The organism is Kiritimatiellia bacterium, from assembly GCA_018001225.1.
In the GTDB taxonomy this organism is placed as follows: Bacteria; Verrucomicrobiota; Kiritimatiellia; order CAIQIC01; family JAGNIJ01; genus JAGNIJ01.
Genome location: JAGNIJ010000050.1, coordinates 12,083 through 27,741, shown reverse-complemented (window position 1 = coordinate 27,741; position 15,659 = coordinate 12,083). Strand labels below are relative to the sequence as shown.

Annotated in this window: 10 protein-coding genes; 3 read left to right on the top strand and 7 right to left on the bottom strand. The window is 66.5% G+C overall.

Annotated elements, in window-relative coordinates; all coding sequences use genetic code 11:
- Positions 1-73: 73 nt before the first annotated feature.
- A complete protein-coding gene (locus tag KA248_14105; protein MBP7831041.1) occupies positions 74-496 on the bottom strand; it encodes a type II toxin-antitoxin system VapC family toxin in 423 nt (140 codons plus the stop codon).
- A complete protein-coding gene (locus tag KA248_14100; protein ID MBP7831040.1) occupies positions 493-702 on the bottom strand; it encodes an AbrB/MazE/SpoVT family DNA-binding domain-containing protein in 210 nt (69 codons plus the stop codon). Before KA248_14100 ends, KA248_14105 begins: the two co-directional genes overlap by 4 nt.
- 249 nt (positions 703-951) lie before the next feature.
- On the opposite strand from KA248_14100, the gene KA248_14095 reads away from it, so the two are divergent.
- Positions 952-1,908 (top strand): integron integrase, encoded by a 957-nt coding sequence (locus KA248_14095; GenBank protein MBP7831039.1) that lies wholly within the window; start codon positions 952-954, stop codon positions 1,906-1,908.
- Here KA248_14095 and KA248_14090 read toward each other — a convergent pair.
- The 3 genes from KA248_14090 to KA248_14080 all read right to left on the bottom strand — a co-directional run bounded on the left by KA248_14090 (position 1,889) and on the right by KA248_14080 (position 7,387).
- Positions 1,889-3,793, bottom strand: a complete 1,905-nt coding sequence (locus tag KA248_14090; protein ID MBP7831038.1) for an ABC transporter permease subunit — start codon at positions 3,791-3,793, stop codon at positions 1,889-1,891. The two genes, KA248_14095 and KA248_14090, sit on opposite strands and share 20 nt — an antisense overlap.
- 52 nt (positions 3,794-3,845) lie before the next feature.
- On the bottom strand, positions 3,846-6,575 hold the full coding sequence (locus KA248_14085; protein ID MBP7831037.1) for an extracellular solute-binding protein: 2,730 nt from the start codon (positions 6,573-6,575) through the stop codon (positions 3,846-3,848).
- Between the two features lie 170 nt (positions 6,576-6,745).
- The gene (locus KA248_14080; protein MBP7831036.1) at positions 6,746-7,387 is read right to left on the bottom strand and encodes a hypothetical protein; all 642 of its coding nucleotides are present in this window, start codon (positions 7,385-7,387) and stop codon (positions 6,746-6,748) included.
- A gap of 179 nt (positions 7,388-7,566) precedes the next feature.
- Between KA248_14080 and KA248_14075 the strand changes: the two genes are divergently transcribed.
- Positions 7,567-11,349: a hypothetical protein gene (locus tag KA248_14075; protein MBP7831035.1), complete on the top strand. Its 3,783-nt coding sequence runs from the start codon at positions 7,567-7,569 to the stop codon at positions 11,347-11,349.
- Positions 11,350-11,374: 25 nt separating this feature from the next.
- Here KA248_14075 and KA248_14070 read toward each other — a convergent pair whose 3' ends face one another.
- Both KA248_14070 and KA248_14065 read right to left on the bottom strand, forming a co-directional pair.
- Positions 11,375-12,889, bottom strand: a complete 1,515-nt coding sequence (locus KA248_14070; protein MBP7831034.1) for a DUF3459 domain-containing protein — start codon at positions 12,887-12,889, stop codon at positions 11,375-11,377.
- A gap of 57 nt (positions 12,890-12,946) precedes the next feature.
- Entirely contained in the window at positions 12,947-14,713 is a 1,767-nt protein-coding gene (locus KA248_14065) for a diguanylate cyclase (GenBank protein ID MBP7831033.1), read from the bottom strand.
- Positions 14,714-14,827: 114 nt separating this feature from the next.
- Here KA248_14065 and KA248_14060 point away from each other — a divergent pair, with 114 nt between their 5' ends.
- Complete coding sequence (locus KA248_14060) at positions 14,828-15,637, top strand: TPM domain-containing protein (protein ID MBP7831032.1); 810 nt, start codon at positions 14,828-14,830, stop codon at positions 15,635-15,637.
- The last annotated feature ends 22 nt before the right edge of the window (positions 15,638-15,659 follow it).

The window sequence follows — 15,659 nt, the reverse complement described above, 5'->3', positions numbered from 1 at the left end:
AAAGTCGGTTGGGGCCAGGAAGAGATTGCTGAAAGTCTCTGTTTTGGACTCTGTTTTCTGGAGGGCAAAATAGTTACTTATAGGACCCGTTTTTTGCGGTTGACCTTAAGGGCTTAATGGTGGTTCGGGCTTCCTTGAAGTTCACATTCTCAAGCCCTCTGAAATGTTCATCCTGTGTCCAAAGGGCTGCCCGATGTGCATATGCGGTCGAGAGTATTAAGCTGTCTGCCATTGGAAGTGTGTGTTTGATACTGATGAGTGCCGCTCGCAGGGCAATGTCTTCTGTCATATCGACAACGCGTCCTTGCTTCATCTGTCCAACAAGCTGCAGGGCTCTTGCTTCATCCGCCACAATGTTCGCCTTCTTGAAGACTTCGTATAGGCAGATCGTTGGGACAAGCAGCTTGTCGGTGCCTTCTATCGCCGCAGAGAAGAAGTCCGCGTTTGAGCCTCCGAAGAAGTACTCAATCCAACCCGAGGAATCGACTATGTTCATGCTCGGTCTTCCTCGTCCCTCGTGAATGTCGCGTCCAGTCCCTTGAGAAAGCCCTTCATCTTTCGCATGGGGCGAACGGGCACAAGCTCAATGCGGTCATCGAAACTGATGACCTGAAGCTGCTCGCCTGGTTGGAGTCGGATGCGTTCCCGGACGGAACGTGGAATCACCACTTGGTATTTTGGCGACAATGTAACAGTGCTCATATCGTTCTCCTATCTGTCTTACTAGTACACTATCGATATGGGCCCGTCAACAGTGCGGTTGTGTCTGTTGCCCGAACGTCAGCGTTCAGCCTGAGGCGAACCCGGGTCGCCGATAGGCTGAAGAGCGGTTCGGGCAATCATTGCTTCATCCTCGACTTCGCACGCTCGTGTTCAATCGCCACGAAGTAGTCTAGCGGCAGATACTTCTCCTCAACTGCGCGGCAAAGGAGCTCGAGAAGATTGTCGCAAATGGTGACACATACATCGGCGGGAGTTCCAGCAGTTGCCACCTCTTCGTGTGAGACGAGTCCGACTTTGCAGTCCATAATGTCTTTGGATGTGAGGAGAACTACGAGGTCGTCCCCGTTTCCGGAACTCCCAAGGTATAGCATCCCATGTGGCAAGAGGGCGCGCGTCCTGTCGCTGTCGGCGATGTCTGCCACAGGCGAGAGCGAATACGGCCCTGCTTGTGTGTCGGCCAAGGGCAAGGTGGTCCGGGCGCGGCGGAAGCGCTATATCCCGGTCGTGTTGACGCGAGAGGAGGTGGATCGCGTGATCGGGGGGCTGGCGTATCCTTTCAACCTGGTCGTCAGCCTCCTGTACGGTTGCGGCTTGCGCATGTTTGAGGCGCTGAACCTGCGGGTGGGTTGCCTCAATTTCGATGACGGCATCCTGACGGTTCACGACGGGAAGGGGAAAAAGGACCGGACCGTGCCCTTGCCGGAAAAGCTGATCCCCGAACTCAAACGCCACATGGAGCGCGTGGGCGCGTTGTTCGACAAGGATCTGAAGGCCGGCTTCGCGGGCGTGTTCATGCCGGGCGCACTGGATCGGAAATGGAAAAGCGCCTCCCGGGAACTGGTCTGGCAGTGGGTCTTCCCGGCCAAGACGTTGACCTTCGTCCCCGACAAGGGCGAGTATCGGCGCTATCACATGCACGAGTCGGTCTTCCAGAAGGCGCTCCACGCCGCGGTGCGCCAGGCGCGCATCCCCAAGCGCGTCACCGCCCACACCTTCCGCCATTCGTTCGCCAGCCACCTGCTGTTGAACAATTACGACATCCGGACCATCCAGGAAATGCTCGGCCACAGCGACGTGCGGACGACGATGATCTATACCCATACGGTCAAGAGCCGCACCCACAAGGAACGGAAAGGCCCCCTTGACTTTCCGGCGAATGGGTCGGTCAGCGCTCCACCGGGATGACGATGCCGCGCAGGATGATCTTCTGGCAGAAGAGGAAGATCAGCAGGGTCGGGAGGGCGGCGACGAGGAGCGAGGCGTAGATCACCGCCTGGCCGCTGCGGGACTGCAACTGGTAGAGCCAGACCATCAGCGTCCACATCCGCTCGTCCTGGCAGATCAGCAGGGCGAACATGAAGTTCGCGTAGGCCGCCGTGAACGCGGAGAGCGCGATCACGGCGAGGATCGGCCGGGAGAGGCTCATCGTGATCTGCCAGAAGATCGTCCACTCCCCGGCGCCGTCGAGCTCCGCGCTCTCGTACAGTTCGCGCGGCAGGGAGTCGAAGAACCCCTTGAGCAGGAAAATGGAATACCCGTGCGCCATGCCGGGCAGGACGAGCGCAGCGAAGGTGTTCAGCAGCTTCGCGTCGCGCAGCATCAGGAAGACGGGGATCTGCGTGACGATCGGCGGAAAGGCCATCGTCAGGAGCATGAAGAGCAGCAGCTTGTAGGCGCTCGGCGGCCGGTGCCGGCTCAACGCGTACGCGGCCAGCGGATTGACCAGCAGGGCGATCAGCACCGAGAGCCCGCAGTAGATCGCGGTGTTCACCAGCCCGCGCCCGTGCCAGAGCAGGTAATCGAGCACCGTCCGGTAGTTGCGCAGGGCGAACTCGATCCGCAGCGCCCGGCGCGCATCGAGAAACGCCAGGTAGTGAGCGTCGCGCTGGGGGATGGAAATATTGAGAAAGGAAGCGAACTCCGTCCCGCACGCGGCATTCAGCGCGGCGACGGATCCGTATTTCCGCTCCAGGAAGTCGCGGAAGGCGAATTCCGGGCCGGCGAGGCGCAGCGCTTCGACCGGTGCGGCGTGGACCGCGCCGCCCGCCGGGTCATGCCAGCCCTTCAGGAACGCGTCCCAGTCGCTCATCGGCAGGCCCGCGGCCGGCGGCTCCGTCGGCACCGGGATGTCCCCGAAGGCCGTGCAGGACGTTCCGTAAAGGCGGTTGAGCGACGAAAGGTCCGGGTACTTGGCGGCGAGGAAGGCGCGGTAGGCCGGGGCGGCGGAGTCGTCCAGCCGCACCCACAGCAGGTTGACCGTCCGGCGGACGAAGTCCTCCCAGGCCGCCCGTTCGGGCTCCGCGTTCCCGGCGCAGGCGGAGGGAAGGGGAATGGCCGAGTAGTCGGGCCAGGCCGTGCCGTGGATGCGATTGTAATCCGCGATGTCCGGGCCGAACTGCGGTTTCAGGTACAGGTGGCGGAAGACGCCTTCGAGCGAGACGTACACGCGGTTCCGCTCGGGCTGCGTCATCTTGAATTCCCGGAAGGCCATGGAGAAGGCATCGCGGGGCGCCTGCCGCAGGCGCAGACCGTAGTTTTCCGCGACGACGAAGACCGCGTTCCAATTGACGAAGTCCGTGCCCAGCGCGCGGTTGACCCCGGCGATCCCGCGCCCGTACCGGCCGCGCAGCCACTCCTTGAACCCGCGCAGCATTTCGGGGACCGTGCGCGACTGGTGGGCCTCGACGAACCCGAGCAGGAAGGCCGTGTCCGGCAGGCCCGCCGAGGCGCGGAAGGCGTCCCATTCGGCGACGAGTTTCGCGTTGGGCGCGGCGGGCGGCTCGACGGCCTGGAACGAGCGCGCGTCCGCGTCGTACGTGACGCGGCACAGCTCCAGGCTCTCGTTGAAGAGGCCCTCGACGTACGAGCGGTACAGCGCGGCGTCTTCGGTCAGGTAGCGCGGCCACAGGCTCAAGTCCTGGATGTCCACGGCGCTTTTCACGCTGCCGGAGATCATGAGCAGGAACGGGTAGATCATCGTGGCCGCGCCCGCGAAGAGCAGCAGGTACATGGCCGCGAGAAAGACCCGCGTGCGCGGGTGGCGGCGGCCGGTGTGGGGAAGGAGCGGCATCGCTAGGCTTGCCCCCTGAACACCGAACACTGAACACTGACCACTCCACTCCTCATCCCTCCACCCCCTGTGCCGTACGGAACTCCAGGCGCGACAGGATGCGGAGCTGGTAGACCGTGAACCCGATCAACAGGAGCGCGAGGATCCAGGCCATGGCCGTGGCCGGGCCGAACTGGAGAAAGAGGAAGGCCTTGTAGAAGATGTGGAGGCCGGCGACCTCGGTGCCCGCCGCGCCGCCCGTCATGGCGAGGATGGTGTCCGCCGCGCCGTGCCAGGAGCCGATGAAGACGCCGACGGAGTTGATGATCAGGAGCGGCTTGAGCATCGGGAAGACGACGAAGAGAATCTTGTCGGTGAACGTCGCGCCGTCGAGCTCGGCGGCCTCGTAGAGCTCGTCCGGGATGGACTTGAGCGCGGCGAGGTAGATCAGGCTGCCGGGGCCCATGCCGGCCCAGAGCATCGGGAGCACGCAGGCGGGCATGGCGGTCCGCGGGTCGCCGAGCCAGCGCTGCGGGTCCTGGTGGGTCGCCAGCAGCCGCTTCCACCACGGCGCGCCGGCCTCGACCAGCAGGGGCCAGGCGAGGCGCCAGCACAGCAGGGCGGCCGCGCCGCCCGCCAGCAGGAAGAGCGCGGCGATGCCCGGCCGGTCGTGGAACCGCAGGCGACGCGCGAAGGACAGGCCGGCCCAGAGCAGCAGCCCGCCGGCCGCGAGGAAGCCCCACGCGGGGATGCGCAGCCACAGGGCGTTCAGCACGCCGCGCTCGCCGGGCTCGTAGAAGGATTTCCAGAGCAGCACCACGACCAGGCCGGTCATGACCGCGGGCAGGTAGTACATCACGCGGAACACCACGCGGCCGCGCGGCACTTCCTGCAGCAGGATGGCCAGGATCACCGGCGGCAGGAAGGTCAGGCCCATGACCAGCGCGCTGTAACGCAGGGCGTTCCAGAGCGCGAGCCACCAGTCGACGCTCCAGAGCACCCGCCCGAAGTTGTCCAGGCCGACCCAGGCCGAGTCGCCGAGGAGGCGGTAGTCCTGGAAGGCCATCGCCGCTCCGCGCGCGAGCGGGACGTAGCGCCACACGAAGATCGCCGCGACGGCGGGCAGGAGCATGAGGTAGGCCCCCGCGTAGCGCCGGAACGCCCAGCCGGCCCGCGGCGCGCCCGCTCCCGCGTCGGGCGCGAACGCCCGGCTCACTCGCCGGAACATCCACCCGAAGGCGACGCCGATCGAAACCAGCACGACCGCCGCCGTCAGGCGCTGGACCCGGCGGCGCGCCGGGGGAATCACGTCCAGCATGTCCGCCCGGGCCTGATCGGCGGCGTCCTTGAGCAGACCGGCCAGGACTTCACGCCGCGCCGGGCCGTCCTGCGGCAGGTCGCCGCGCAGGGCCCTCTGCTCCGCTTCCTGGAGGGGCAGGGTCATGAGGTTGTAGGCGATGTTGCTGTGCCGCCCGTACGGCTCGGGGCGGCCGGTCTCGATCGCGATCCGGAAGGTCTCCGCCCAGCCGGGCGGCGAAAGGCGGACCAGGTCGCCGTAGCCGAACAGCTCGAGGTAGCGCGGGTTGACGAACTGGCCCAGGCCGCCCTCGACCAGCACGCGGGTCTTGAGGGCCAGGGCCTCGCGGCTGTCGAAGAAGCGGATGTATTCCCACGCCGCGTCGCGGACCGCGGGGTGCCCGATGCCGGCGAACAGGCCCATCATGCGGCTGTTGAGTTCCGCGCCGCGCCCACCGCCGGGCCCGAGCGGCACCGGCGCCATGCCGGTCAGGTCCGGGTTGATGGTCGAAAAGAGTTTCTCGTCCACGTAGGCGAAGACCATGCCGATCTCGCCGCGCTCCCACTTGCGGAACGAGAAGCGCGGATCCTTGTAGGCATAGCCCCGGCGCGGGCGGCCGTCCTCGTCGGTCCACGGCTCCGCGCCCAGCCGCGTGTAGAAGTCCAGCGCCTCGACGCCCGCGGGGCTGTCGAAGGCGATCCGCCACTCGTCCTGCCCCTCGTCGTACGTCATCACCTCGCCGCCCGCGGACCAGAGGAAGGTGACCCAGTACCAGCTCTCGTGCTTGCCGCGGCCCATGGCCAGGCCGTAGCGGCCCTCCTCCGGCCGGGTCAGGCGCCGCGCCGCATGGAGCAGGTCGTCCCACGTCCAGTCCTTCGTCGGGTACGCGAGGCCCGCCTCGTCGAACAGGTCCTTGCGGTAGAGCAGCACGCGGCCGAGGGCGCCGCCGTAGGGCAGGGCCCAGACGTGCTTCCCGCCGCCCGGGCCGCGCCGCCGGATGACCGGCCATATCTTCGGGTTCACGCGCAGGGCCAGTTCGTCCTCGGTCATGGACGCCAGGTACTCGTCGCCGGGTCCGTCGAGCGGGTACAGGAAGCCGTTCTGGATATAGGTGTCCGACTTGCGGAAGTTGACGTAGAGCACGTCCGGCGCCATGCCCCCGGCGATGGCGAGCAGGTCCGACTCCACGCCCTCGACCTGGATGCCCGAGAAGCGCTCCAGCCGGATCTCGACGTGGTCCCAGTCGAACGCGCCGTACCGCGCCGGGTCCGCGCGGTATCGCTCGCGGTATTTCTCCGCGAAGAGGGCGGGGAACCGGCGAATGAACTCGCGGACCGCGGCCGCGTCCGCGCGAGTCGCGGCGTCGGTGCGCGACGGGTCGGGCAAGTCGAAGAGCGAGACATGGATGATCGTCCGGCCGCCGGCCTGCTCCACCCAGCCCGCCCGGGCCTCGCCGGCCGGGGCGCCGATCAGGAGCAGGGTGACCAAGCCGATTCCTGTCCGCATGCCGCTCGCGCTCATCGCGGGCAAGATGATAGAGGAACCGGCCGGGGAAGGCAAAGGCGACGCATTCGTTGCCCCGCGGGGCGCGACGCCTCCAAGGATTCCGGGTGCAGGCGGTGGAGGCGGGCCGCCCCCGGCCCGCGAGAAGAAAGCCGAGCGGGCCATCCTGTTCTTTACATCCGCTTCGCGCTCCTGCAGGCCTCGGTCACGGCCGGGAGAAACTGGTCCGCGTAGCGCAGGGTCACGCCGCCCTTGATGCACACGAAAAAGGGCTCGTCCGCGCGGTGGAGATAACGGTAGATCCAGTAGCGCGGCGGGTACATGGCCTCCGACACGCCTTCCGGGTACGTGACTTTCAGAATGAGCAGCCAATCCCCGTCGTCCGCCGACTCCTCGACCACTTCCACGTTCGCGTTTTGGGCATCGAGGGCCTCGTTGCCCGTCTGGATTTTCTTCCAGCCTTCCTTGGCGGCCCCGATCAGGCGCGCGATGTTGACGGGAACGGCCGCGGCCGACACTTCACCCTCGACGGCGGCGCGGATTTCTATGTTGGGCGTATCCACATAGTCGTCCCGGTTCGGGGGCTCGTACACCAGCGTCCCGTAGTCGGGATTGACCTCCCAGCCCGAGGGCCGGACAAGCTGCAGCGCCACGTCGGTGGTTTCGTCCGGCGCCTTGATCGTGACTTCCGTAGGAGCGGTCGCCTTGGCGGGCGCGGCGGTGGACTCGCCGGCCGGCTCCTCCGATGCGCCGCAGCCGGAAAGCAAACCGATGCCTGCAACCAATGCCACCATGCCGCGTACGAGAGTCTTCATGGGTTCCTCCTTGGCCGGGAGTCTGGCAGAAACGGGGGTGGATTCAAGGCCCCCTTCCCATTCTTACTCTAACTCGTGCTCTCTTCAAGTGGCAGAGAGTACGAGTAAGATTACGAGTATGAATAGGAACGGCCTCGTTAAGCCTTTAGCCATGTCCGAACGTAGTCTATAGTAGACCCATGCGGCGAGTATGGCACAGCATTCTGCTGCTGGCAGCGGCCCTGGCGTTTCCGTGCCGGGCCCTGGTCGTCACCAACGGGCAGGCTGGCCCGGGACCGTGGGCCGACGTCTCGCTGTGTGACGTCGTTTCCTGGCAGGACGCGTCGGGATTCAATCGCACGTGCTACCTGGTCCAGGCCCGCGGGAACACGAATTATACCGGCGGCTATATCACGCGCTTCTCGTACCGGGGCGCGGGGGGCGGCGAGGTGGTCTGCAACGAACCGTGGGACGACGATCTCTCGGGATTGGGCCACCTCGTCAACCACTACACGATCCCCGCCGGCGGACCAAAGGGTTGGATCAACTCCAAGCTCCACGCGACCAACGCGGCCGCCACGTGGCGGTTCGCCGGCCCGCATCATGCCATCTGGCGGATCACCTTCGACGAGCCGATCCAGGAAACCAACGCCGCCCTCGGCCAATGGCGCGTCACGCTCGATTACCACTTCCGGACCGGCGACGACCACTTCCTGTATGCCCTGACCTACGATGGCAGCGAGACGGGCTACGAGGGCCTGGACCACGACTCGCGCGGCCCGTACGGCATGTGGGACTGGAACGGCGACAACTCCGTGTTCGGCAAGGCCGGCGGCTTCGAGTGGGGCCGGGACTTCAAGTTCATCTACACGAACCGGTTCTCCGGGAACTGGACCTACTTGGAGCCGAACACGGTGCCGTACGTCTGGGAATGGGACACGAACACCGCGCGTGAGATCGGGTTCATCCAGACCCGGAGCCAACTCCAGCGCGCGGGGGGAAAGCCCCCCTCACACGGGACCTCCGGAACCAACCTGCCGTATTACACGGAGATGGGCTACCAGATGAACGCGCCCGGCATGAACCCGTCCAACTACGAGGGCATCACCTGGGGCACGCCGCTCGGGGCGGTGACCGGCGGGCACGGGTCCGGCTCACCCGAGCCCTACCTCAATTACAGCCTGGCGATCGTGCTCAACTCGACCGCGCGCGGCGGCGTCACGACCGCGCGGGCGGAGCAGGAGCGGATTCATGGCGGCGGCGCGCGCATGACCGCGTGGGACGGAACGGTCATCACGCAGGGCGTGGACGGGGTGGGGTGTCCGCTGGTCGTTGCCTACGATCCGCCCGGCTACAACCCCGTCTACTGGACGTGGGACATCGAGGCCTCGCTCACCAACACGGCCCACTGGAGCCTGACGGTGACCAACGGGGCGCTTCGAAACCCGACGTTCATCGTTCACGAGTACCGTGGCGCCGCGCCGCCGCTCGCCGTGACGTGGGGCGGGACAAGTCTCGTGGCCGATACGGGTTACTACGCCTCGGTGGACGACCCGGGCCGCCGGCTCTGGCTGACCATGCCCGGCGTTTTCGCCGGCAGCAATATCCTGCGCGTGGCCGGCCCGTACGTGCCCGATGTTCCCGGTGTGCCGGTCGGACTGACCGCGGACCACAGCGCGGCGGGGACGAACGTCGTCACGTGGGCGGATCAGTTCGCCGTCACGGGCGAGACGTACCGGCTCTACCACGCGGCGATGGCGATCACCAACATCGTTGAGGGCGTGCTGCTGACCAGCGGCGTGCCGGCGGGCGTCGAGCGGTTCGCACACGAGGTCACGAGCTCGGGCGATCACTACTACGCCCTCGTTGCCGAGTCGGAGTACCGCGTGCTGAATTCAACCCTCGTCCCCGGCCAGAACGCCACGACGAATTCCGCGCCCAACGACGACGTCACCGCCCCGCCCACGCCCGGGCTTTTCCGCGCGCGGCAGCGGAACAACCAGGCGGTCCTCACGTGGCGCGCGGTCACCGCGCCGGACCTGGCGGGGTACCCGGTGTACCGGGGCTTCGAGCCCGGCGCGCTGTCCTTGTACGCCGTCGTCAGCAACGCGACGGCCTTCACGAACCGGGGCCTCGCGCCGAACCTCGCGTATTACTACCAGGTCGCCGCCCGGGACGATAAGGCCCCGCCCAACGTCAGCGCGCCCTCGCCGGAACTGTGCGTCACCTCCGCGGCCATGACGAACCTGGTGGTCTACGACGGCGAGCCCGGCGGCAAGCCGCTGATCGCCGGCAACGCGGGGGCCTGGGTGGACGGGGTCACGGCGTGGATCGGCGAGACGAACCGCGCGCCGCACGGAGGCACCCGGCACCTCGCGGTCACCATCGTCACCAACGGCCAGGTCTGGTACGGCTGGAACGAGGGTTGGACCGATTCCGACGCGCGCGGCTACTACGCCTTCCATTTCTACCTGCGCCTGACCAACGATTTATGGAACAACCTGCGTCTCCAGTTCAGCCGGGCTGCCGGCGGGAAGTCCACGCCGGTGTACATCACCAACTATCTCGCCGCTCCATCCACGAATTACCAGCTCGTCTCGATCCCGCTGACGGCCTGGAAGGAGACCAACAGCCCCGCCGACTACGACTTCGGCGCGGTGAGCCAGTTCCTCTTCACGGACAACGGAAGCAACCGGGTGACGTGCTGGATGGACGACATGCTCTTCACGGCCGACAATCCGTATTCCACCAACGGGCCGGTCGTCGAGTCCGCCGCCGCCACGCCCGCCGCGCTGAACGAGAGCAACGCGGTCAGCCAGATCAGGCTGCTCGCGTCGGTCACCGACCGGCTCGACGACATCGAGGTCGTGCTGGCCAACCTGTCCGCCGCCGGGCAATCCGCGGCCACGATCATGAAGGACGACGGGCTCGTGGACGACGGCGCGGCGGGGAACGGGGTGTACGGGTGCCGCTTCAGCCTTTCCGCCGGCGCGGCGGCCGTTCCCGGGGCCAAGGCGCTCACGGTCACGGCCCTCGACGCGGAAGGCGCCAGCGGTACGGGGCAGGCCACGGTCACGGTTCGGCAGGTGACAGTGCCGGCGCCGATCCTGTTGTACGACGGGGAGCCCGGCTCCCGGCCACTGACCAACGGCGCGGTGTGGGTCTCGAAGGCGCAGGGCTTCGAAACCAACTGGGCGCCCTACGAAGGGCTGAACCACATGGTCTGCGTGTACACGCATTCCTGGGGCGAGGTGGGGTTCGCGTTCAACCGCGGGTGGACCAACATCAATGCCGGGGCCCTGAACAGCGTGGAATTCCATGCCCGCGCCGCCGACGGCACCACCAATCGCCCGTACGTGTACTTCGGACGCACGGGAGCCTCCAACCGTTCCTCGCGCGTGTTTCTATCCCCGGCCTACGGCCCGAATCCGACCACGGCGTACCGGTCGTATGTCATCCCGTTCGCGGACTTCCAGGAGACCAACGCCAGCGGCGCGTTCGATTTCCGCGCCGTCAGCCAGATCGTCCTCGGCAACGAAGTGGCCCCCGTGACGAACCGGCAGATGTACTATGACAACATCCTTTTCTTTTTAAACCAGTCGGACTCCGACGGTGATGGCCTGCCGGATATCCGGGAGACCGGCGACGGCCTTTTCATCAACGGCTACTCCACGGGCACGAGTTCCAACAATCCGGACAGCGACGGCGACGGCATGGCGGACGGCCCGGAGGTATGGTCGGGGACGGACCCGAATGATTCCGGCGATTACTTCCGCGTCTCCGCGTGGCTGGGCTCCGGGAATCAATTGCAACTGGAATTCGCATCCGGCTCCGGCCGCGTCTATGAAGTATCCGCCGCCGTCCTGCTCTCGGGTCCATGGGTCGGAGTCGGTCAGGTTACGGGGTCGAGCAGCCGCGCCTCCTGGTCGGAGGCCGTCACCAACGCCGGGGGCTTTTACCGTCTGGTGACGTCGCCCCCGTAGCCGCGCGCGTCAGCGCGTGGCCGAATCATCCGGCGCGAACAACGATCGCGCTGAACGGAGGCAAGGTGCCGTCGACCATTTGGCCGTATAGGACCGTTTCGCCCGATGGCGCGCAGAACGGCGGCAGCGCGCGGGGCTCCGGCCCGAGATTGACGGCGCAGCGCAGGGCCGAGCGCCGCAGGTGCCGCTCGAACGCGATCACGGTGCGTTCGGCCGGCGGAACATCCTCCCCGGCGTCGAGCAGTTGGAACCGGCCGCGCAGCAGTTCCCGGTTCTTCAGGCGCAGTTGGATCAGGTCCCGGTAGAAACGGAACCATTCCGAGCGTTCTTCGGGAGTACGAGCGAAGATGTTGCCTTCCCACTCCAGGCCGGCCTCGACGCGCGTGCCCCGCGGCGTCCGCACGCGGCGGCCCTTGTCGCAGAGCCCGATGCGCGAGTGGATCGAGGGCCGATTGAGCGCGCCGAATTCCTGCCCGGTCAGGATGAACGGCAGGCTATGGCCGGACAGGAAGGCCACCTGCATCATCGCGCGCACGGCGCCCGGGCCCGCGCGGTACAGGCCTCGGCCCTCGTCATGGTTATCCGTATAGCGGGCCAGGCGCGGGCTGTCTTCATCGGGCGGCAGGAGGCTTTCGTAGTTCAGCAGTGCGGTTTCTACGGCGCCCGCGATGCCGCGCGCTTTGAAGGCCTCCCACTTGTCGAGAAAATCGCCATTGGTCTCCGCGTCGGGGGAGGGGCAGATCACCGAGCGCCCTTCCTCGTCCACGCCGTACAGGTACGAGAAGGTCTTGTAGAAATCGTCGTCGTACGCCGCGTTGATGCCGCGCGCGAAGAGATCCATGTTGTTCTGGGTGCCGTAGCACTCCGCGAGGAAGAGCAGTTGGCGGGACGGGTGGCGCGCCTTGAGCTCGGGCATGGCCTCGTTCCAGAAGCTCTTGTCGTTGATGAAATGCGCCATGTCGAGGCGGAACCCGTCCACGCCGTCCGGCTGGCCGTCGGCGTCCGGGCCCAGGAAGCTCAACCAGTGATGGTAGACCTCGATCATCTCGCGGCGCAGGCCCGGCGCGGTGTAGTCGAGCTTGGCCGTGTCCGACCAGTCGCAATCGTAGAACGGCTCGCCGTTCGGCGCCTTGACGTAGAACTCGGGGTTCGACGCGATCCAGGCGTGATCCCGCGCCGTGTGGTTCGGAGTGATGTCGAGGATCACCTTCAGGCGCATGCGATGGGCCCGCCGGACGAGATCGGCCAGTTCTTCCTTGCTGCCGCATTCCGGCTCGACGGAGTAAAAATCGCGGCTGGAGTAGGGGGACCCGATGCCCTTGCGCCCGTGGAGGCCCATGGGATAGGGGGGCAGCAGGTAGACCACGTTGGCCCCCAGCTTCTTGATGACCGGCAGGTGGCGCGACAGGTAGGCCAACGGCGATTCCGTCGGCCGGCCGGCTGCGGCCTTGAAGGCCTCGATGGCGTTACGCGGATCGCGCGACGCCAGCGACCGCAAGTTGACCTGGTAGAGGATGGCGGAAGAAATCCATTTTTTCATGATGGCCGCGATTGTAACGGCCGGACGGACGGATTCAAGAACGGGGATCAGACAAAGTCAATCCAGGCCCGGCGGGTTTTCCGGCCACCACGCCTGGATCTCGATCTCCGGCAGGCAGCGGACCAGCGCGTCCACCACGGCCGGGTCGAACTGGGTGCCGCGGTGCCGCTGGATCTCGGCCAGGGCCTCCGCCCGGGAATGGCCGGGGGCGTACGGCCGGGTGGCGCGGATGGCGTCATAGGCGTCCGCAACGGCGAAGATCCGGGCCCCGAGGCAGATCTCCGTCCCCTCCAGCCCGCGCGGATACCCCCGGCCGTCAAACCGCTCCTGGTGCGAGCGCACGATTTCCGCCGCCTGTTCCAGCTCCGGGCTGCGGCGCAGGATGCGGTAGCCGATCTCCGGGTGTTTCCGGACAATGCCCCATTCTTCTTCCGACAGCGGTCCGTCCTTGAGCAGGATGTGGTCGGGGATGCCGATCTTGCCGATGTCGTGCAGCAGGGCGCCCTGGCCCATGAGGTCCACCTGGTCTTCCGGCACGCCCATCGTCCTCGCGAGGAGGCGGGTGATTTCCGCCACGCGCTTGCTGTGCTCGCCGGTCTGTTTTTCCCGCGCGTCCAGCATGGCGGCCAGCGCCTCCAGCGTGAACTGGTAGGAGGTCCGGAGGCGTTCCAGGGCCCGGATCAACGCCGCGCTCTTTTCCCGCACCATCTCTTCGAGGTGAAGCTGGTACCGGCGGTTTTCCAGCAGCAGGCGCCGGTACCGCAGCGCCCGGTCCACCACGGCGCGCAGGAGCGCGGGCTCGAAAGGCTTGGCGATGAAGTCGAACGCCCCGCTCCGCAGCGCCTCCACGGCGTTGTCCATCGTCGCCGCGCCGGTGACCACGATGCCGACCAGCGTATCGTCCTGCCGCCGCAAGGCCTGGAGGAGGTCCCATCCGCTTTCCTCCTGGAGATACAGGTCCACGAGGGCCACGTCGAAGGTCCCGGCCTCTTTTTCCATCTGCTCGCGCGCCGGCCGGCCGGCCGTTTGGAACGACGCTTGGTGTCCGTCGGCTTCCAGGATCCGCTGCATGTAGGAGGCCAGGCGCTCGTCATCGTCCACGATCATCACACGGCCGGGCCGCGCGGCATCGCCGGGGCCCGGCGTGATGGGCGTCCCGGGTTCGGGGCCGGTCGGCCGGACCGCCCAGAATACCGCCCGGTCGCGGCCGCCCTGCTTGGCCCGGTAGAGGGCCTGGTCGGCCTCGATCAGCAGCTCATCGGCGGCACTGCCGGCTTCGGGCTGGCAGCACGCGGCGCCGATCGAGATCGTCAGGTGCAGGTTCTGGCGCCCGACGCAGAAGACATGACGGCGGACTGCGTCGAGCATGCGCTCCGCGACGGACCGGGTCTCGTCCGGGTCGGCGAGGGGAAGGACCACGATCATCTCGTCGCCGCCGTAACGGCACAGGATATCCGACACGCGAAGCCCGTCCTTCAGCAGGTCCGCGCATTCCCGGAGCACCTGGTCGCCTACGGGATGGCCGTGCGTGTCGTTGATCATCTTGAAGTGATCCAGGTCGACGACCAGCAGGCCCAGGAATTGTTTCCGGCGCTCGGAGAGCGCGCAGGCGCGGCGCAATTCCTGTTCCAGCCCTCGCCGGTTGAATAATCCCGTCAATGCGTCCAGGTGGGCCATGCGGCGCAGGTTTTTTTCGCTCTCCTTCAGGGCCTGCGTCGTGGCGTCCAGTTGTGCCCGGAGCTGCTGCACCCGCCGCTCGGACTCGGCCAGGCGGGCTTCGTGTTCTTCAGCGGAGGAGGGCATGGACTGGTCCGGCCTGTTCATGGATGGGCCTTGCGGCTGCCGAAGTATCCTAGCGCAGAGGCCGTCTCTTGCCAAGGCATGCCGGCCGTGTGGCTTTTGCTTGAATTGGTGCGCGGCTCTGCTTAACTGGCCGCCATGAAAATGCGTGCCGGGGTTTTTGTTCTCTTGTGCATGGCGGTGGTCCGGACGGCGGGGGCTTCCGATGCCCTGTTGGCCCGGCTGCAACCCGCGGGATACCTCAACGATTTCGCGGGGCTCTTCGACGAACCCTCCCGGGTCAAACTGGAAACCTTCCTCGGGGAGCTGAAAACGCGGACGGGCGCCGAGGTGGCCGTGGTCACGCTGAAGAGCCTGGAAGGGGGCGTGATCGACGACTTTGCCAACCGCCTGTTCGAAAAGTGGGGCATCGGGCAGAAAGGGAAGGACAACGGCGCCTTGTTACTGACCGCCGTGGAGGACCGTCAGGTCTGGATCGAGGTGGGCTACGGGCTCGAGGGCGCGATTCCGGATTCCAAGGCGGGCCGGATCCTCGACGAGGAAGTGATCCCCTTCTTCAAGGAAAACCGGTATGCCGACGGCCTGACGCACGGCGCCGTGGCCCTCGCCCTGGTGGCCGCGCAGGAAGCCGGAGTGAACCTGACCTCGGCGGCTCCCGCGGAAATCAGCATGTCACTGACCGGCGCCCCCCCCGCTTCGGCGTCCAGTGGCCAGGCGCTATCCGGCGGGGCCATCGCGGCCCTGGCCTTCGTCGCCGTCTTCATCTTCATCCTGGTTCTGGTCGGGATATTCGGAAAGAAAATGGGCGCGGGCGAATACCGGGGCGGATCGGATTCCCATTCGTCCGGCGGGGGACGTTCCAGTTCAAGCAGCAGCGGGGGAGGCAGCAGCTTCGGCGGTTTTGGAGGCGGACGTTCGGGCGGCGGGGGGGCCGGCCGCAGTTGGTAAAAGCTTTTAGAACTCACCAGTA